The 19,176-nt window shown below is 54.8% G+C and carries 18 protein-coding genes and 1 other annotated feature; of the genes, 11 read left to right on the top strand and 7 right to left on the bottom strand.

All coding sequences use genetic code 11. The features are described from left to right. Positions 1 to 31: 31 nt before the first annotated feature. Positions 32 to 1,006: an HTH-type transcriptional regulator CysB gene (gene cysB, locus ACRDCA_RS18760; RefSeq protein WP_438690875.1), complete on the bottom strand. Its 975-nt coding sequence runs from the start codon at positions 1,004 to 1,006 to the stop codon at positions 32 to 34. Between the two features lie 360 nt (positions 1,007 to 1,366). Further along, entirely contained in the window at positions 1,367 to 3,973 is a 2,607-nt protein-coding gene (gene topA / locus ACRDCA_RS18755; RefSeq protein WP_438690874.1) for a type I DNA topoisomerase, read from the bottom strand. A gap of 425 nt (positions 3,974 to 4,398) precedes the next feature. Between topA and ACRDCA_RS18750 the strand changes: the two genes are divergently transcribed. Next, positions 4,399 to 4,650 carry a YciN family protein gene (locus tag ACRDCA_RS18750; protein ID WP_438690873.1) on the top strand — a complete coding sequence of 84 codons (252 nt, stop codon included), beginning with the start codon at positions 4,399 to 4,401 and terminating at the stop codon, positions 4,648 to 4,650. A gap of 38 nt (positions 4,651 to 4,688) precedes the next feature. Here the strand turns inward: ACRDCA_RS18750 and sohB are convergent, their stop codons facing one another. Next, positions 4,689 to 5,735, bottom strand: a complete 1,047-nt coding sequence (sohB, locus tag ACRDCA_RS18745; protein WP_438690872.1) for a protease SohB — start codon at positions 5,733 to 5,735, stop codon at positions 4,689 to 4,691. Positions 5,736 to 6,118: 383 nt separating this feature from the next. Between sohB and ACRDCA_RS18740 the strand changes: the two genes are divergently transcribed. Both ACRDCA_RS18740 and cobO read left to right on the top strand, forming a co-directional pair. After that, positions 6,119 to 6,880 carry a YciK family oxidoreductase gene (locus ACRDCA_RS18740; protein WP_438690871.1) on the top strand — a complete coding sequence of 254 codons (762 nt, stop codon included), beginning with the start codon at positions 6,119 to 6,121 and terminating at the stop codon, positions 6,878 to 6,880. Between the two features lie 13 nt (positions 6,881 to 6,893). Further along, complete coding sequence (gene cobO / locus ACRDCA_RS18735; protein WP_438690870.1) at positions 6,894 to 7,484, top strand: cob(I)yrinic acid a,c-diamide adenosyltransferase; 591 nt, start codon at positions 6,894 to 6,896, stop codon at positions 7,482 to 7,484. Between the two features lie 179 nt (positions 7,485 to 7,663). Here the strand turns inward: cobO and rluB are convergent, their stop codons facing one another. The 3 genes from rluB to rnm all read right to left on the bottom strand — a co-directional run bounded on the left by rluB (position 7,664) and on the right by rnm (position 10,280). Next, positions 7,664 to 8,572 (bottom strand): 23S rRNA pseudouridine(2605) synthase RluB, encoded by a 909-nt coding sequence (gene rluB / locus ACRDCA_RS18730; protein WP_438690869.1) that lies wholly within the window; start codon positions 8,570 to 8,572, stop codon positions 7,664 to 7,666. Positions 8,573 to 8,723: 151 nt separating this feature from the next. After that, on the bottom strand, positions 8,724 to 9,344 hold the full coding sequence (locus tag ACRDCA_RS18725; RefSeq protein ID WP_021181255.1) for an L-threonylcarbamoyladenylate synthase: 621 nt from the start codon (positions 9,342 to 9,344) through the stop codon (positions 8,724 to 8,726). Positions 9,345 to 9,392: 48 nt separating this feature from the next. Further along, on the bottom strand, positions 9,393 to 10,280 hold the full coding sequence (rnm, locus tag ACRDCA_RS18720) for an RNase RNM (protein WP_438690868.1): 888 nt from the start codon (positions 10,278 to 10,280) through the stop codon (positions 9,393 to 9,395). Positions 10,281 to 10,538: 258 nt separating this feature from the next. After that, positions 10,539 to 10,643: a sequence feature (Trp leader region), on the top strand. A gap of 28 nt (positions 10,644 to 10,671) precedes the next feature. Here rnm and ACRDCA_RS18715 point away from each other — a divergent pair. From ACRDCA_RS18715 to ACRDCA_RS18685, 7 genes are all read left to right on the top strand, one after another. Further along, positions 10,672 to 12,231: an anthranilate synthase component 1 gene (locus ACRDCA_RS18715; RefSeq protein WP_438690867.1), complete on the top strand. Its 1,560-nt coding sequence runs from the start codon at positions 10,672 to 10,674 to the stop codon at positions 12,229 to 12,231. After that, positions 12,231 to 12,812 carry a glutamine amidotransferase-related protein gene (locus tag ACRDCA_RS18710; protein ID WP_438690866.1) on the top strand — a complete coding sequence of 194 codons (582 nt, stop codon included), beginning with the start codon at positions 12,231 to 12,233 and terminating at the stop codon, positions 12,810 to 12,812. Before ACRDCA_RS18715 ends, ACRDCA_RS18710 begins: the two co-directional genes overlap by 1 nt. Positions 12,813 to 12,828: 16 nt before the next feature. After that, positions 12,829 to 13,827, top strand: a complete 999-nt coding sequence (gene trpD / locus ACRDCA_RS18705; RefSeq protein ID WP_438690865.1) for an anthranilate phosphoribosyltransferase — start codon at positions 12,829 to 12,831, stop codon at positions 13,825 to 13,827. A 3-nt stretch (positions 13,828 to 13,830) separates the two neighbouring features. Beyond that, complete coding sequence (gene trpCF / locus ACRDCA_RS18700; RefSeq protein WP_438691012.1) at positions 13,831 to 15,192, top strand: bifunctional indole-3-glycerol-phosphate synthase TrpC/phosphoribosylanthranilate isomerase TrpF; 1,362 nt, start codon at positions 13,831 to 13,833, stop codon at positions 15,190 to 15,192. Between the two features lie 38 nt (positions 15,193 to 15,230). Continuing rightward, on the top strand, positions 15,231 to 16,421 hold the full coding sequence (gene trpB, locus ACRDCA_RS18695; RefSeq protein ID WP_438690864.1) for a tryptophan synthase subunit beta: 1,191 nt from the start codon (positions 15,231 to 15,233) through the stop codon (positions 16,419 to 16,421). Continuing rightward, complete coding sequence (gene trpA, locus ACRDCA_RS18690; RefSeq protein ID WP_438690863.1) at positions 16,421 to 17,227, top strand: tryptophan synthase subunit alpha; 807 nt, start codon at positions 16,421 to 16,423, stop codon at positions 17,225 to 17,227. Before trpB ends, trpA begins: the two co-directional genes overlap by 1 nt. A gap of 228 nt (positions 17,228 to 17,455) precedes the next feature. Then, positions 17,456 to 17,770, top strand: coding sequence for a BON domain-containing protein (locus ACRDCA_RS18685; protein ID WP_438690862.1), 315 nt, complete (start codon positions 17,456 to 17,458; stop codon positions 17,768 to 17,770). A gap of 45 nt (positions 17,771 to 17,815) precedes the next feature. On the opposite strand, the gene ompW is transcribed toward ACRDCA_RS18685, so the two are convergent. Continuing rightward, positions 17,816 to 18,448: an outer membrane protein OmpW gene (gene ompW / locus ACRDCA_RS18680; RefSeq protein WP_438690861.1), complete on the bottom strand. Its 633-nt coding sequence runs from the start codon at positions 18,446 to 18,448 to the stop codon at positions 17,816 to 17,818. A 284-nt stretch (positions 18,449 to 18,732) separates the two neighbouring features. On the opposite strand from ompW, the gene ACRDCA_RS18675 reads away from it, so the two are divergent. After that, positions 18,733 to 19,173 carry a YkgJ family cysteine cluster protein gene (locus ACRDCA_RS18675; protein WP_438690860.1) on the top strand — a complete coding sequence of 147 codons (441 nt, stop codon included), beginning with the start codon at positions 18,733 to 18,735 and terminating at the stop codon, positions 19,171 to 19,173. Positions 19,174 to 19,176: the final 3 nt, after the last annotated feature.

Genomic DNA, 19,176 nt, shown 5'->3' with positions numbered 1-19,176 from the left:
TAGTCTGATCAAGACGATTTGACTCGGCAGCTTATTTGGTCGGCAGCTTGATGTCCTTGAACATCGCCTCGATCTCTTCATTGGTACGCAACGCGACGGCGGTATCGACCACGTCACGAGTCAGATGTGGAGCGAAGCGCTGGATAAAATCGTACATATAGCTGCGCAGGAAGGTGCTGCGACGAAAACCGATCTTGGTGGTGCTATAGGTGAAGATATCGCGAGCATCAACCATCACCAGGTCTGGATCCTGCACCGGGTCGACCGCCATGCTGGCGATCACCCCAACCCCCAGCCCCAGGCGGACATAGGTCTTGATCACGTCAGCATCGGTAGCGGTAAACACAATGCGTGGCGTCAGCCCCGCGCGATTAAACGCCGTGTCCAGCTCTGAGCGGCCCGTAAAGCCGAAGGTATAGGTGACGATAGGATACTCGGCCAATTCTTCAATAGTGATGTGGCTCTTGCCCGCTAACGGGTGATCGGGCTTCACGACTACCGCCCGGTTCCAGTGGTAGCACGGCAGCATGATTAAATCGTCATACAGGTGCAGTGCTTCCGTGGCAATGGCAAAGTCTGCCGAGCCTTTGGAAACCGCTTCGGCAATCTGCGTTGGTGAGCCTTGGTGCATATGCAGTGAAACGCGCGGGTAACGCTCGATAAAGCCTTTGATCACATTGGGCAAGGCGTAACGTGCCTGGGTGTGGGTCGTCGCCACGTATAGCGAACCTTTATCCGGGTAAGTGTGCTCACCGGCAACGGCCTTGATGGCCTCGACTTTAGACAGCACTTCACGGGCAATGCGGATAATTTCCTGGCCAGCGGGCGTCACCTGGGTAAGATGCTTGCCGCTACGGGCAAAGATCTGGATGCCTAGCTCATCCTCCAGCATCCTCACCTGCTTACTGATACCCGGCTGCGAGGTATAGAGACCTTCGGCCGTGGAAGAGACGTTAAGGTTATGATTCACCACTTCTACGATGTAACGAAGTTGCTGCAATTTCATATTTGAATACCATCCTAGGTTAAAACACTGCGGCCTGCCGCAGCCAGGTATCTCGGTGTTGCCCCGGTATGCTTAATTATCACAAGCCTTAAACACAGTGATTTCGCCCAGATGCCGATGAAAACGCCGTTGCTAATAAGCTTTAATCATAAAAAACGTTTTTATATAACCATTATATCATGTCACGGCATCAAGTATAGAGCTACGTCACAAGATGGTAACGATCTTTTCGCATGATTATCAACGCCGAGCCTGGTCGATAAAAATAAGAAAAAGCACGCAAGAATAGATCCGCCAGCCGATTTCCGCCAATAAAAAACCAGCTCGTTGAGCTGGTTTTTTGCTTGCCTTGCGTCGGCCTTACTTCTTGCCTTCAACCCATTTGCCATCAACGAAGAAGGCGGACCAGCCGGTGGCCTTGCCGTCTTTCTCTGATGAGACATACTGTTGCTTGGTTTTACGGCTGAAGCGCACCATGGTCTTGTTACCTTCGGGATCGGTCACCGGCGCATCGGCCAGATAGCTCAATTTCTCCGGTAAACGATCTTTGAAGCGCAGCAACTCTTCCACTAACGGCGCACGGGTTTCGCGTGATTTAGGGAAGGTGTTGGCCGCCAGGAACACGCCAGCAGCCCCATCACGCAACACAAAGTAGGCGTCCGACTTCTCGCACGGCAACTCTGGCAGCGGGACCGGATCCTCTTTCGGCGGAGCAACTTCACCGCTGCGCAGGATCTTACGGGTGTTCTTGCAGTTTTCGTTGGTACAACCCATGTACTTACCGAAGCGGCCCATTTTCAGGTGCATTTCGGAACCACATTTCTCACACTCAACGATCGGGCCGTCATAACCTTTCAGACGGAATTCGCCCTGCTCGATTTCGTAGCCGTCACAGGCCGGGTTATTACCGCACACGTGCAGCTTGCGCTGGTTGTCGATCAGATAGCTGTCCATCGCGGTGCCGCACTTCTGGCAGCGCTTACGTGCACGCAAGGCGTTGGTTTCTGCATCATCCCCTTCGAGGATATTCAGCACTTCCGCTTCCGGCACCAGGTTGATGGTGGTTTTACAGCGCTCTTTCGGCGTCAACGCATAGCCTGAACAGCCGAGGAACACGCCGGTACTGGCAGTGCGGATGCCCATCTTGCGGCCACAGGTCGGGCAGTCAATGCTGGTCATCACCATCTGGTTCGGGCGCATACCGCCCTCTTCAGGGTCTTTCTCGGCGGTCTCCAACTGCTCGCTGAACTCGGCAAAGAATTCGTCCAGCACCGCTTTCCATTCCGCCTGATTGTTGGCAACCTGGTCCAGGCCGCTTTCCATGCGCGCGGTGAAGTCATAATTCATCAGTTCACGGAAGTTTTCTTCCAGGCGGTCGGTGACGATCTCGCCCATTTTTTCCGCGTAGAACCGGCGGCTTTCTACCCGCACATACCCACGATCCTGAATGGTCGAGATGATCGAGGCGTAGGTAGATGGACGGCCAATACCACGTTTTTCCAATTCTTTAACCAGTGAAGCTTCGCTATAGCGTGCCGGTGGCTTGGTAAAGTGCTGGCTCGGGATCAGTTTTTGCAGATCCAGTTCCGTGCCCACTTCCACAAACGGCAGGGTGCGATCTTCATCGCCCTTACGCAACGCAGGCATGACCTTGGTCCAGCCATCGAAACGCAGCGTACGCCCTTTGGCACGCAGCAGGAAATCACCGGCTTTTACCGTCAGCGTGGTGGAATCGTATTGCGCCGGTGTCATCTGACAGGCAACAAACTGACGCCAGATCAGCTGATACAGTTTCTGCGCATCCGCTTCCATATCTTTCAGCTGTTCAGCCAATACGCTGACATCGGAAGGACGGATCGCTTCGTGCGCTTCCTGGGAGTTTTCTTTGTTGCTGTAATGATTAGGCGCCTTCGGCAGGTACTTGTCGCCGAAGTTATCACCGATGTAACCGCGCACCATGTTGACCGCATCCTGGCTCAGGTTGGTGGAGTCAGTACGCATGTAGGTGATATGACCGGCTTCATACAGGCGCTGAGCCATCATCATGGTTTTCTTCACGCCGAAGCTCAGGCGGGTACTGGCAGCCTGTTGCAATGTGGAGGTGATAAACGGCGCACCCGGCTTGCTGCTGGTCGGTTTGTCTTCACGATCCAGCACCGTATAACGGGCTTTTTCCAGCAGGTTCAGCGCGGCGTGCGTCTGCTCACGATTAACCGGTTTGAACGGCTTATCGTTGGCATGAGTCACTTCCATCTGCAGCGCGATTTCACCCTTCGCCAACAGATCGGCATGCAGTTCCCAGTATTCTTCTGGTACGAATGCCTTGATGTCGCGCTCACGCTCCACCACCAGCCGTACCGCAACGGACTGCACACGGCCAGCGGACAGGCCACGGGCAATTTTTTTCCACAGCAGCGGCGACACCATATAGCCCACCACGCGGTCCATAAAGCGACGCGCCTGCTGTGCGTTGACACGATCGATATTCAGCTCGCCTGGCGCTTGGAACGCCTGCTGGATCGCATTTTTGGTGATTTCGTTAAACACCACGCGGCTAAAGCGTTTGTCGTCCCCACCGATCACTTCCCGCAAGTGCCAGGCGATGGCTTCCCCTTCGCGGTCAAGGTCGGTTGCGAGGTAAATGTGGTCAGCGTTTTCGGCTAACGACTTTAACTCGGCGACGACTTTTTCCTTACCGGGCAAAATCTCATATTGCGCTTCCCAACCGTGGTAAGGATCGACGCCCATGCGATTGACCAGCGCGGTCTTTTCATCTTTCTTGACTTTCTTTTTGGCTTTGTCTTTGGTTTTGTCTTCGCTGGACTCAGCGCTCTTTTTGCTTGAGCCACTGGTCGGCAAATCACGGATATGACCGACGCTGGACTTCACCACGTAGTCATTACCTAAATATTTATTAATAGTTTTGGCTTTTGCCGGGGACTCAACTATTACGAGAGCTTTGCCCATAATTACCTTTACCTGAATTTAAAACTTCTAAAAAGAAGCCATTTGTCTCGCCGTACCGCGGCAATTCGTATCTCTTATTTATATTGCGGTACTCTGGCAAGAGATCAACATGTTTTTTTCTAATGGTTGCCTAACTGGTCAACCTGAACGCATTCTGTCAGTCTGAGCCGTTCACGCCAAATCCCAGTATCCAGGCCAGCTATGACCTGCGTTAGCGTAAACAAATCCTTCCACCGGAAGCCGCAAAATCCCACACTCTACCTGATAACAAACGCTACGCAACCTAATTAGCTCGGAAAGCCACATTTCGCCATGCGCGGTCTAATCACTGGCCATCCAGACGGCAAGTAAACTTTAGCCGGTTTGCGGACAAACGCGAACCCGCGCTAGAATACGCGCAGAATTTTCGTTTGCAGGAGAAATAAATGCGTAACAATACTCAACCCATCGAACGAGCAGCTTTGCTGATTGAAGCAAATAACATCATTCGCCAACACGAAGATTATATGCACGGCATGGTGGCCACCGACGTTGAGCAGAAAGGCAGCGTGTTGGTTTTCCGCGGCGAGTTTTTTTTAGATCCCGAAGGGCTGCCAACGGCAAAAACCACCGCCGTATTTAATATGTTCAAGCACCTGGCCCATGTGCTTTCTGAGAAATATCATCTGGTGGATTAGCCATTAAAAACGGGGCCCGTTGGCCCCGTATTATCGACTTACAACAGCGGTTTCTCACCGCGTTGCCACCAGCGCAACAACAGGCGATCGGCGCTTTCTGCCGCACTGCCGGTAAAGCGATCGATCAGGCGTTTACGACGGGCATAGCGCACCCCCACCACCTCATGGTTCTCCATTTCGGCAATCAGCAGATCGTCACTGGTGCCAACCGCATCGACCAGACCTTTGTCTTTCGCCTGGGTGCCGTACCAATGCTCGCCGGTAGCGACCTCTTCGATCGCCAATGAAGGACGTTGCTGCCGCACAAACTGTTTGAACAGTTCGTGGGTTTCGTTCAGGTCTTCGCGGAATTTTTCCCGCCCTTGTTCGGTATTCTCACCAAACAGGGTCAAGGTGCGTTTGAACTGGCCAGCGGTATGCAATTCCACATCGATATTGCTCTTTTGCAGCAACCGATGGAAGTTGGGGATCTGTGCCACCACGCCGATCGAACCAATGATCGCGAATGGCGCCGCTACAATGCGATCGGCCACGCAGGCCATCATGTAACCCCCACTTGCCGCGACCTTATCCACCGCCACCGTCAGGCGGATACCGCCCTTGCGCAGGCGTTCCAGCTGCGAGGCTGCCAGACCATAGCCGTGTACCACCCCACCAGGGCTCTCCAAACGCAGCAATACCTCGTCCTTGGCCGTGGCTACCGCCAACACAGCAGAAATTTCTTCACGCAGTGAGCTGACCTCATGGGCGTCCATGCTGCCCTTGAAGTCCAGGACATACAGGCAAGGTTTGGTAGCCTCAACCGCACCGGCCTTGGCACGCTGCTTTTTCAGCTTGTCGTCGGCCTTGTTCTGTTTTTTAAACTGCTTGCTCCAGGCCTTTTGTTCTGCCGCGCCCATGCGTGCCAGGCGCATTTCCCGTTGCATTTCACGATATTGCTCACCCAGGTCGGTAAGCTGTAGTTCCCCTTTCTGCTGGCTCTTGCGTTGCCCAAGGCTGACCGCCAGCAACGCCAGTGCGGCAATAGCAATCACCACCGTGGCAACTTTGGCCAGGAAAAGGCCATAAACAGATATAAACTCCACAGATACCGCCTTTATTTACAGTTTGTTAGTGTGACTCCGTTCATTTTAGCCAATCGTCTGCGGGGCTGTCGCGGCTAAATGAAAATTCACAAGGATTTGCGTGCACAACATGCTGCGCATCTACGTGTTATGGGGCTTTCCGTATCGGTAACCAAGCCGCTATTGTACCGTTTTTGTTACAAAAGAATGCCGTTTCTGGGGGTTACTCATTGAAAATGCGATCCATTTCAGGCATATAACACTCATTATTCATTAAATTGCCGACAAAAATTCGCTGTGGATCGCCAAAGTGGTCGAGCATCCCTGCTCCTGCCAGCGCTCCACTCTCTACCCGAGCTCTCAGCCATAGCGCGAGAGCCGCCAACCAGGCGCGAGGAACTATTGTGCATTACCAACCGAAACAGGATCTGCTCGAACAACGAATTATTCTGGTGACCGGAGCGGGCGACGGCATTGGCCGTGAAGCGGCGCTGACCTACGCTCGTTACGGTGCGCAACTGGTGTTACTTGGCCGCACGGCAAGCAAATTGCAGGCCGTGCAGGCCGAAATTGCCGCCATTTCCACCGCCCCGACGCATATCGTTACGCTGGATTTGCTGCACGTCACGCCAGAACAGTGCCAAAGCCTGGCGGAAGATCTGGCCACGAAGGTGCCACGCCTGGACGGTGTACTGCAAAACGCCGGTCTGTTGGGCGACATCGCCCCCATGGCCGAGCTTTCTATGCCCATGTGGAACGACGTTATGCAGGTCAACGTCAATGCCACCTTCATGCTCACCCAGGCGCTGCTGCCGTTGCTGCTGAAATCGAATGCGGGTTCGCTGGTTTTCACCAGTTCCAGCGTTGGCCGCACAGGCCGGGCCAACTGGGGAGCCTATGCCGTTTCCAAGTTCGCCACCGAGGGGATGATGCAGGTGCTGGCCGACGAGTATAAAAACCGTAACTTGCGGGTAAATTGCATCAATCCAGGTGGAACTCGCACCAAAATGCGCGCATCAGCATTTCCGCAGGAAGATAAAAACAAGCTGAAAACCCCGGCCGATATCATGCCGCTCTACCTGTATCTGATGGGTGATGACAGCCGTCGTAAAACCGGTATGAGCTTCGATGCTCAGCCCAACCGTAAACCCGGCGCCGCCGAATAAGGAAGCTTTTAACATGGCTGAAGATCGTCACCAGCAACGCCAACAACGGCTGAAAGAACAGGTAGATGCCCGCATTGCCGCTGCGCAGGAAACCCGGGGTCTGCTGTTGGTGTTTACCGGCAATGGCAAAGGCAAGACCACCGCCGCATTTGGCACCGTCACCCGTGCCGTCGGCCACGGTATGCGGGCCGGAGTGATCCAGTTTATCAAAGGCCAGTGGCCCAACGGCGAGAAAAATCTGCTGCAACAGCACGGTGTGGAATTTCAGGTGATGGCGACCGGTTTTACCTGGGAAACGCAGGATCGGGAAAGCGATACCGCCGCCTGCCAGGCTGTCTGGCAACACGGTAAACGGATGTTGGCCGACAGCAGCCTGGATCTGGTGCTGATGGACGAGTTGACCTATATGGTGACCTACGGCTATCTAGAGCTGTCAGAGGTGCTGGAGGCGCTTGAGCAGCGTCCTGCACACCAGACGGTGATTATCACCGGGCGTGGCTGTCATCGCGATTTGCTGGAGCTGGCGGATACCGTTACGGAGATGCGGCCGGTGAAGCACGCGTTTGAAGCGGGGATCAAGGCTCAGCAGGGAATTGACTGGTAACAGAAGAACCGTCTCCCCTCACCCCGACCCTCTCCCAAAGGGCGAGGGAGCTAGTCCAGCGTCATGGTCAGGTTATGTGACACTTCGGCCGCGCCCGTGTTGAAGCCAAATTCATAAGTCAATAATGGCACGTTCAGTCCCCTCTCCTTGTGGGAGAGGGTTAGGATGAGGGGAGATTTTTAATTACGCTTGGAAGACTTGGCCGGTTTACCGGGTTTGCTGCTGCCTGGCGCGCCACGACGGCTGCCGGGAGCAACCTGGCTGTGGCGTTTTACCGCACGACGGATCTGGTTGGCTTTCACACGGCGGCGATCGCGTTCCACCGGCAGTTTGCTGACGGTTTCCGGTTGCAGTTCTACCAGCTCACGCAAATAGTTGGTTGCCTTCAGATCCAGCTCGGTATAGCCGCCACGAGGCAAGCCTTTTGGCAGATCGATATCACCGTAACGCACGCGGATCAAACGACTGACCTGCACGCCAACGGCTTCCCACAGGCGACGCACCTCACGGTTACGGCCTTCGGTCAGCGTGACGTTGTACCACTGGTTGATCCCTTCGCCACCCTGGAAACTGATGGTGCGGAAGGCGGCCGGGCCATCTTCCAGCTGTACGCCTTTGCTCAGTTGCTTGAGCTTTTCGTCGTCGATCTGGCCGAACACACGCACGGCGTATTCGCGCTCGACTTCACGGCTTGGGTGCATCAGGCGGTTAGCCAGTTCACCGTCGGTGGTAAACAGCAACAGGCCGGACGTATTCACGTCCAAACGCCCTACCGCTACCCAACGTGAACCACGCAGTTTTGGCAGGCGATCGAAAACCGTTGGACGGCCTTCCGGATCGCTACGGGTACAGAGTTCGCCTTCCGGCTTGTAATAAGCCAGCACGCGGCAAACCGCTTCTTCGGATTCTCTGATCGAGACAACGTGACCGTCCAGGCGAATTTTCATGCCTGCAACGACTTCAACGCGGTCGCCAAGTTTGGCAATTTTGCCGTCGACGCTGATGCGACCCGCTTCAATCATGGTTTCTATTTCACGACGCGAGCCATGGCCGGCATTCGCTAAAACTTTCTGTAACTTTTCGCTCATTGAGCAACCTCTAGTGTCGCCTTCACAGGCGTCGGGGGGACTTTGCCGCCACGATCCCGAGGAAAGGCGGCCACAAAGATTAGCACTTGGTTAAAACCAACCGCTTATTATACAGTCTTTATCCCTCCTTGGCACTTACTTCATCGGCAGTTTAGCGGAAAGGTGCCGGATCGCCTGCGCCTTCACGGATCACTTCCGGTGAGGATTCGGTCAGGTCGATCACCGTGGTCGGCTGCTGGCCAAGGAAACCGCCGTGGATCACCAGATCAACCTGCTTGCCCAGGTGTTCGCTGATCTCTTCCGGATCGGATTCAGCAAAATCATTGCCTGGCAGCATCAGCGTGGTCGACATCATTGGCTCATTGAGCACTTCCAGCAATGCCAGAGCGATCGGGTTGGATGGCACGCGCAAACCGATGGTTTTACGCTTGTCATTCATCAGGCGACGAGGCACTTCTTTGGTCGCTTTCAGGATGAAGGTGTAATTGCCGGGCGTATTGTTCTTGATCAGGCGAAACGACGAATTGTCCACATAGGCATAGGTCGACAGCTCGGACAGATCGCGGCACATCAGCGTAAAGTTGTGGTTGCCGTCCAACTGGCGAATGCGGCAGATACGCTCCAACGCCGTCTTCTCTTCAAGTTTGCAGCCCAGCGCGTAGCCAGAGTCTGTTGGATAGACGATCACGCCGCCCTTGCGCAGTACCTCTACGGCCTGATTGACCAGGCGCGGCTGCGGGTTGTCCGGGTGAATATAAAATAGCTGGCTCATCTCTAACTCCTGAAAATGATGCACGCGCAAAACAACGCCCGTGTTAAATCAATCTACTAAGTTCTGTTGGGGCTGTGGCCAATCGCGCCAAATCGGCTCAACGCCGCCGGGTAACCACAGTTTGCGCCCCAACTCAATCCACGAACAAGGCTGATGAAAATCAGAGCCCTGCGACGCCAATAATTGATAGTCCTGGGCATATTTTGCCAACACCGTACGCTCATGGGGGGCTTGCTGACACTGCGCCACCTCCATCGCATCGCCGCCGTGTTCGGCAAAATAGGCCAACAGGCGCTTGAGCCACTTGGCCGTCAGATCGTAACGGCCCGGATGTGCCATCACCGCTTGACCGCCGGATTGATGAATGACATCAATGGCTTGTTTTATTGTACACCACTGCGGCGGAACATAGCCGATTTTCCCTTTGGCGAGATACTTCTTGAATACCTGCGCCATGTTGTCAGCCATGCCCTGCTGCACCAGAACACGGGCAAAATGCCCCCGGGTTACCGCTCCCTCACCCGCCAACTGTTGCGCTGCGGCATAGGCATCAGGAATGCGCGCCTTCGCTAACCGAACGCCGATTTCTTGCGCACGCAAATTACGGCGCTCGGTTTGTTCGGCCAGCAGTTGTAACAGCGCAGGATGGGCCGTATCGATCCCCAGCCCGACAATGTGGATCTCATGGTTTTCCCACAGCGTAGAAATCTCCACGCCGTTGACCAATTGCAAGGGTAAGGCAAGATCGGCGATCGCCGCTGCGGCCTCTGCCAATCCGTTGGTGGTGTCGTGATCGGTAATAGCCAGCACGCCAACACGCATCTCAACGGCACGCTGCACCAACTGAGTCGGGGTCAAATACCCGTCCGAAGCGGTGGTGTGACTATGGAGATCGTACAGGGTAAAAGCGGTGGGTTGTGGGCTGCTGTCTGTCAAAAGAATGTCCTGCGATGGCTTGGCTTTCTATCATACCCGGTATGGCTGGCCGGACGGAAATCTATTCTACCGATAGCTTTCCCAGAAGATTATACATTTCGTACAGTTCGCTAACATATTGTGTAAAAAGAGAGTTGACATTGCCTTCTCGTTCCAGTTAACTAGTACACAAGTTCACGGCAGTGACATTGACCGTGTTAGATGAAAAAGCTGGATGACAAAACAGAGAGCAACATGATGACTAAGCACACTTCTCTTCTTCGCTGGTGGCGTACTTCCCAATCAAGGGTCGAGTAATCACGCATACCTGTCATCTGACACTGCAGATTCCCTAGGCCCGCTCATCATAGCGGGCTTTTTTATGGATAAGAGTTAACTGGAACTACCGAAGATGAACCTCAAACCACAGCTTAAACTACTGACGGCACAAGCCGGTTACCGCAGCGACCCCACGGCGATTTTTCACCAGCTGTGTGGCGCTCGCCCTGCCACCCTGTTGCTGGACTCGGCGGAAATCAACAGCAAGCAGAACCTGAAAAGCCTGCTGATTGTCGACAGTGCCTTGCGCATTACCGCATTGGGTCGCCAGGTCAGCCTACAGGCGCTCACCGCCAACGGCGCGGCCCTGCTGTCGCTGTTGGATGAAGCCTTGCCTGCCGAAGTACAGATCCACGCTCTTCCTAATGGCCGCGAATTGACCTTCCCGGTGATTGATGCGGTACAAGACGAAGATGCCCGCCTGCGTTCATTGTCGGTATTTGATGCGCTGCGCACTATGCTGACGCTGGTTGATGCTCCAGCCGATGAGCGTGAAGCCATGATGCTCGGCGGCCTGTTTGCCTATGACCTGGTTGCCGGGTTTGAAGATCTGCCGGAGCTGTGCCAGGACCAACGCTGCCCGGACTTCTGTTTCTATCTGGCAGAAACGCTGCTGGTGCTGGATCACCAACGTGGCGTGGCTCGCTTACAAGCCAGCGCTTTTACCGGCGATAAAGCTGAAACCCAGCGTTTGCAACAGCGCCTTGAGCAGCTTCAGACTCAATTGCAGCAGGCCCCGGTCGCCATTCCTCAGCAAAAACTCGAAGACATGCAGTTGAGCTGCAACCAGAGCGATGAAGAGTACGGCGCGGTCGTCAGCCAGTTGCAGCAAGCCATTCGCCATGGGGAAATTTTCCAGGTGGTGCCTTCACGTCGCTTCTCACTGCCTTGCCCTAACCCACTGGCGGCTTACCAGACGCTGAAGGAAAACAATCCCAGTCCTTATATGTTCTTTATGCAGGACAACGAGTTCACGCTGTTCGGTGCATCTCCGGAAAGCGCGCTGAAATATGAAGCCACCAGCCGCCAGATCGAAATCTATCCGATTGCCGGGACTCGTCCGCGCGGACGCCGCGCCGATGGCTCGCTGGATCTGGATCTCGACAGCCGCATCGAACTGGAAATGCGCACCGACCATAAAGAGCTGGCCGAGCACCTGATGCTGGTCGACCTGGCCCGCAACGATCTGGCTCGCATCTGTGAAGCTGGCAGCCGCTACGTTGCCGACCTGACCAAGGTTGACCGCTACTCCTTCGTAATGCACCTGGTTTCCCGCGTGGTCGGTAAGCTGCGTAACGATCTCGACGTACTGCACGCCTATCAGGCCTGTATGAATATGGGCACGCTGAGCGGTGCACCTAAAGTGCGCGCCATGCAGTTGATTGCCGCCTCCGAAGGCACCCGCCGTGGCAGCTACGGTGGCGCGGTGGGCTACTTTACCGCTCACGGCGATCTCGATACCTGTATTGTCATCCGCTCGGCGTATGTTGAAGACGGCGTTGCTACCGTGCAGGCCGGTGCCGGTGTGGTATTGGATTCTGTTCCTCAGGCGGAAGCCGATGAAACCCGTAACAAGGCACGTGCCGTGCTGCGAGCTATCGCCAGCGCGCATCAGGCCAAGGAGATTTTCTAATGGCCGATATCTTACTGCTCGACAACGTCGACTCCTTTACCTACAACCTGGTCGATCAGCTGCGTGCCAGCGGCCATCAGGTCGTGATTTACCGTAACCAGATTGCCGCCGAGATCATCATTGCGCGCCTGCAACAGATGGAGCAGCCTGTGTTGATGCTGTCCCCAGGGCCAGGCACTCCTGCCGACGCCGGCTGTATGCCAGAGCTGTTGCAGCGTCTGCGCGGTCAGTTGCCGATTATCGGTATCTGCCTTGGCCATCAGGCGATTGTGGAGGCCTATGGCGGCCATGTGGGCCAGGCCGGTGAGATCCTGCACGGCAAGGCATCTTCGATTACTCACGATAACCAGGGAATGTTTGCCGGGATGGCCAACCCGCTGCCGGTTGCCCGCTACCACTCGCTGGTAGGCAGCAATATCCCCGCAGGACTGACCGTCAATGCCCGCTTCGGCGAGATGGTGATGGCAGTGCGTCATGATGAACACCGCGTATGTGGTTTCCAATTCCATCCAGAATCCATTCTGACGACCCAAGGCGCACGTTTGCTTGAGCAGACTTTAGCCTGGGCGCTGGCGAAATAATCAAGGGGAACCGACTATGCAACCTATTCTTGAAAAACTGTATCGTTCGGAGTCGATGAGCCAGGAGGAAAGCCAGCAGTTGTTCAGCGCTATCGTGCGCGGCGAGCTGGAGCCTAGCCAACTGGCAGCGGCACTGATCAGCATGAAGGTCCGCGGTGAACGTCCGGAAGAGATCGCCGGGGCAGCCAAGGCATTGTTGGCCGATGCCCTACCGTTCCCACGCCCGGATTATGCCTTCGCAGATATCGTCGGTACCGGCGGTGATGGCACCAACAGTATCAATATTTCCACGGCAAGCGCCTTTGTTGCCGCGGCCTGTGGGGTCAAGGTGGCCAAACACGGCAACCGCAGCGTCTCCAGCCGTTCCGGTTCGTCCGATCTGCTGGCCGCTTTTGGGATCCGTCTGGATCTGCCTGCGGAAGAATCTCGCCAGGCGCTGGATGACCTGGGCGTGTGTTTCCTGTTTGCGCCGCAGTATCACACCGGTTTCCGTCACGCAATGCCGGTACGCCAACAGTTGAAGACCCGCACGGTGTTCAACGTACTTGGGCCGTTGATTAACCCAGCTCGCCCACCGTTGGCGTTAATTGGGGTCTACAGCCCGGAGTTGGTGTTGCCAATCGCCCAAACCCTGCGTGTACTGGGTTATCAACGCGCCGCCGTCGTTCACGGTGGCGGCATGGATGAAGTGGCGATCCACACTACCACTCACGTTGCCGAGTTGAATAACGGCGAGATTGAAAGCTATCAGCTGACGCCGCAATCCTTCGGCTTGCACAGTCATCCGCTGGGTTCCCTGCTGGGTGGCTCACCGGAAGAAAACCGTGACATTCTGGCAAGGTTGTTACAAGGTAAAGGCGAGCCAGCGCACGCCGCGGCGGTTGCCGCCAACGTTGCGCTGTTGCTGAAACTATTCGGACAGGAAGACCTGCGCCACAACGCGCAGCAGGCATTGGACATGATCCACAGTGGGCAGGCTTACCAGCGTGTCACTGCTTTGGCAGCAAGAGGATAAATGATGCAGGAAACCGTGCTCAACAAGATTGTTCGTGACAAAGCGCAGTGGGTCGCGGCACGCAAGCAACAACAACCCTTGGCCAGCTTTCAGAACGACATCGCGCCAAGTGGCCGTAGCTTTTATCATGCGCTGCAGGGTACCAGAACGGCATTTATTCTCGAATGCAAGAAAGCCTCACCCTCCAAGGGGCTGATCCGCGAGAATTTTGACCCGGTGGAAATCGCCTCGGTGTATAAGGACTTCGCCTCGGCGATCTCGGTACTGACCGACGAGAAATACTTCCAGGGTAGTTTCGATTTCCTGCCGCTGGTGAGCAACACCGTGACCCAGCCGGTGCTGTGCAAAGACTTTATGATCGATCCTTACCAGATCTATCTGGCTCGTCATTATCAGGCCGACGCCATTTTGCTGATGCTGTCAGTACTGGATGACGATCAATATCGCCAACTGTCGGCGGTGGCACACAGCCTGAATATGGGCGTGCTGACCGAAGTCATCAGCGAAGAAGAATTACAGCGTGCGATACAGCTCGAAGCCAAAGTGATTGGCATCAATAACCGCGATCTGCGCGATCTGTCTATCGATCTGGATCGTACCCGTACCCTGGCTCCTCGTGTACCACATGGTGTGACAGTAATTAGCGAATCCGGCATCAACAACTATGGCCAGATCCGTGAGTTGAGCCGCTATGCCAACGGTTTTCTGATCGGCAGTGCGTTAATGTCGGAAAGCAACCTGCGTAGCGCCGTGCGCCGCGTGATCCTGGGCGATAACAAAGTCTGCGGTCTTACCCGCCCGCAAGATGCCGCCGCCGCCTATCAGGCCGGCGCCAATTTCGGTGGTTTGATTTTCGTTGGCCGCTCGCCACGTAACGTCGATATCGCCCGCGCCAGGGAAGTGATCGCCGGAGCGCCGCTGAAGTACGTTGGCGTATTCTGTGATGCACCAATCGCTATGGTGGCGCAAACTGCCGAACAGTTGGGCCTGTATGCAGTGCAACTGCACGGTGCGGAAGACCAGGCTTATATTGACGCGTTGCGCGGCGAACTGCCGGCCAACTGCCAGATCTGGAAGGCCTTGAGCGTGAAAGACAGCCTGCCTGCTCGCGATCTGCAACATGTCGAACGTTATCTGCTCGACAACGGTGCAGGCGGTACCGGCATTCGCTTCGACTGGTCGGTTTTGCACGGCCAGACGCTGGACAACGTAATGCTGGCCGGTGGCCTGAGCGCCGATAACTGCGTGGATGCGGCCCTGCTGGGCTGCGCGGGCCTCGATTTCAACTCTGGCGTAGAAAGCCAACCCGGCATCAAGGATGCCGAGCGTTTGGCGGCGGTGTTCCAAACCCTGCGCGCCTACTGATTGCGAACCTCATTTAACGGATAATAACGGGAAAAATAATGACGCTGCTTAACCCTTACTTCGGCGAATTTGGTGGCCAGTATGTGCCGCAAATTTTGATGCCAGCCCTGAAACAACTGGAAGAAGCCTTCGTCAGCGCCCAGCGTGACCCAGAGTTCCAGGCAGAGTTTATCGATCTGCTGAAAAACTACGCGGGCCGCCCAACGGCACTGACGCTGTGCAAAAACCTGACCGCCGGTAGCAAAACCAAACTCTACCTGAAACGTGAAGACCTGCTGCACGGCGGTGCCCATAAGACCAACCAGGTATTGGGCCAGGCGCTGCTTGCCAAACGCATGGGCAAAACCGAGATCATCGCGGAAACCGGTGCAGGTCAACATGGTGTGGCCTCGGCATTGGCCTGTGCCCTGCTCGGCCTGAAATGCCGTATCTACATGGGTGCCAAGGATATTGAACGCCAGTCACCTAACGTATTCCGTATGCGCCTGATGGGAGCCGAAGTGATCCCGGTGCACAGCGGCTCCTCCACGCTGAAAGATGCCTGTAACGAAGCGCTGCGCGACTGGTCCGGCTCGTACGAGAAGGCCCACTACATGCTGGGTACTGCCGCAGGCCCGCACCCGTTCCCAACCATCGTGCGTGAATTCCAGCGCATGATCGGTGAAGAAACCAAAGCCCAGATGCTGGAGCGCGAAGGCCGTCTGCCGGATGCCGTGTTGGCCTGCGTTGGCGGCGGTTCCAACGCCATCGGCATGTTTGCCGACTTTATCGATGATGCCAGCGTGGGTCTGATCGGTGTTGAACCCGCTGGTTTGGGGATCGAAACCGGCCAGCATGGTGCACCGCTGAAACATGGCCAGGTAGGGATCTACTTCGGAATGAAATCACCGATGATGCAAACCTCCGAAGGCCAGATCGAAGAGTCTTACTCTATCTCCGCCGGTCTGGACTTCCCTTCCGTTGGCCCTCAGCACGCTTATCTGAACAGCATCGGCCGCGCAGAATATGTGTCGATTACCGATGATGAAGCACTGGAGGCTTTCAAGGACCTTTCCCGTCACGAAGGGATTATCCCGGCGCTGGAGTCTTCCCATGCCCTGGCGCACGCGCTGAAAATGATCCGTGAAGAGCCGCAGAAAGAACAGATCCTGGTGGTTAACCTGTCCGGCCGCGGCGACAAAGACATATTTACCGTTCACGACATTCTGAAAGCACGGGGAGAAATCTGATGGAACGTTATCAACAACTGTTCAAGCGGCTCGAAGCCAATAAAGAAGGCGCTTTCGTGCCGTTTGTCACCCTTGGTGACCCAAACCCGACGCTATCGTTACAGATCATCGACACGCTGGTGGAAAACGGCGCAGATGCCCTGGAGCTGGGGATCCCCTTCTCCGATCCACTAGCCGATGGCCCAACCATTCAGAGCGCAGCGCTGCGCGCCTTTGCTTCCGGCGTCACGCCAACGCACTGCTTTGAAATGCTGGCGGCAATCCGTCAGAAACACCCTGACATGCCGATTGGCCTGCTGATGTATGCCAACCTGGTGTTCCACGGCGGTATTGACGAGTTTTATCAGCGCTGTGCGCAAGCCGGAGTGGATTCGGTATTAATTGCGGATGTGCCTTTCGAGGAGTCTGCACCTTTCCGTGCGGCGGCAACACGCCACGGTATTGCACCAATCTATATCTGCCCACCAAATGCAGACGAGGATTTGCTGCGTGAAATCTCTTCCCACGGCCGGGGTTACACTTACCTGCTGTCACGCGCCGGGGTGACCGGGACGGAAAGCCGAGCACAGTTGCCATTACATCACCTGATCAACAAACTGCGCGAATATCATGCGGCACCACCGCTGCAAGGCTTTGGTATTTCTGAGCCTGCACAGGTCAAAGATGCGTTGCAGGCCGGTGCAGCCGGGGCGATCTCCGGCTCGGCCATTGTGAAAATCATCGAACAGAACCAGGCACAACCGGCAGAGATGTTGAGCAAGCTAGGCAAATTCGTTCGTGAAATGAAAGCCGCAACCCGCGTTTAATTTCCCCCCGCCTCCGATCACCGGATACAGAAAGTCTGTGTCCGGTGATAACACTTTGTTTACGTTCAAGCTTGCCACAGATTTTTTCGCAAACAATTTGAACAAACCAGCAACCTGCCCCACAATCATAGTGGCCGCTCTCTATTCGGTGGTTCAGTGCATATGATCCGTTAGCTGATTGAAATCAGCCTGTAGTATCAACAATAACATTTGCAAGGAGAGTCATTTATGAAGCTATTTAAAACCCTTTCGGCGCTGTGCATGGCGGGTATTTTGGCTATGGCAGTTTCTGCCTGCGCTCCAACGGCAAAATCCGAAGGCACTGGCGGCTATATTGACGATACGGTCGTCACGACCAAGGTGAAATCTGCACTGTTAGCGGATAAAAGCATCAAATCCACCGAGATCAGCGTCGAAACCTTTAAAGGCAAGGTTCAGCTAAGCGGCTTTGTCAGCTCTAGCGCCGATGCCAATCGAGCTGTTCAGGTAACTCGCGGCGTGGCGGGTGTGAAATCAGTAGAAAACGATATGCGTATCAAGTAACTGAAGAGGGAGGCGCCGAACAGCGCCTCCTTATTGCAGGTAGACTTAGAAGCGGTAACCCGCACCAAACATAAACACAAATGGGTCCAGCCGTGTATCAATGCTCTGACTTGGACCACCGGCAACATCAAATCGGGTCTTGGTTTCGATATTCATCCACCAGACCGACATGTTCAGCATCCAGTGCTCATCCAGGTTGTAATCCATCCCCGCCTGGGCAGCAACACCCCAAGAATCTTTCAGATCCAGGTTGCTTAAACCCGCGCTTTTACCGTAGTCGTTGAACTTCTCATCGAAGAACGTGGTGTAGTTTACGCCAACACCCAGATAAGGGCGTAGTTTGTCCTGCTTGTCACCAAAATAGTACTGTGCCATCAGCGTTGGCGGCAGTTGGTGAACGGTTGCAATATCCTGGCCCGCCAAGGTAACTTTATGACGGAATGGGGTAGCTGCCAGCAGTTCAACACCGATATTGTCGGTCACCATATAACCGAACGTCAGGCCGAGCTGAGTGTTGTTTTTAGCATCGAGCGTCCCCAGCCCTAAGACGTTATCCGAACCCGCATTTGGACGAACCGTTGCAGTGCCTGCACGGAACAGGAAATCCCCTGCTTGATGCGCACTTGCAAACATAGGAGCCATCAGAGCCCCTAACACCACCAGAGTTGTCTTTTTCATTATCCATTCCATTTGTGTGGTTTATAGTCCCGATGAATATACCTATTAACAGGTATTTATGATCCAATCGAGATCACATCTTAAGTGTAAAAATTTAAATTCCCACCAAAAACAAAGCCACCTAAGCTGTTAATAAATCGATAATTGATCTGAATCAAAAAACGCATTTTGTTGCATATTTGATGCATGTTTAAAAATCAGTTGCTAAAAAAAATAGCGCTGAGTAATTTCTTTATTCCTGTTGGTTTTGGTTGGTGGCCGGTAAGGAGTCGGTGGCAATCAAGATGAGCGAAATTCAAAATCCCTGTACCCGCTGCGGCGCCTGCTGTGGTTATTTCCGAGTATCATTCTATTGGGCCGAAGCGGAAGATGGCGGCGGCGTGGTGCCTATTGCGGCAACGGAACCCTTGAGTCCTTTTCTGCGCTGTATGCAGGGGACCAACAGTAAATCTCCGCGTTGCACCTCGTTGGTCGGTGAGATAGGCCAGGCGGTTTCCTGTTCGATCTATCTCAATCGCCCTAGCCCTTGCCGTGAGTTCGATCAATCCGGAGAAAACGGTCTACGTAATGAAGCCTGCGATCGGGCCCGTGAGCGCTACGGTCTTCCCCCCTTGCCGGTCCCGCTGCCATTATCGCTGGCAGAGACCATAATTGCCCAAGAAATCAGCACGGTGCCATTCACGGGGTGCCACAGCGGCGCAGAACAGGGTACAATCGCCCACTAGTTT

Origin of the sequence: Serratia sp. (in: enterobacteria), assembly GCF_051654945.1 — a bacterium.
In the GTDB taxonomy this organism is placed as follows: Bacteria; Pseudomonadota; Gammaproteobacteria; order Enterobacterales; family Enterobacteriaceae; genus Chania.
The sequence above is the reverse complement of the archived record's forward strand: the minus strand, read 5'-3'. Positions and strand labels throughout refer to the sequence as shown.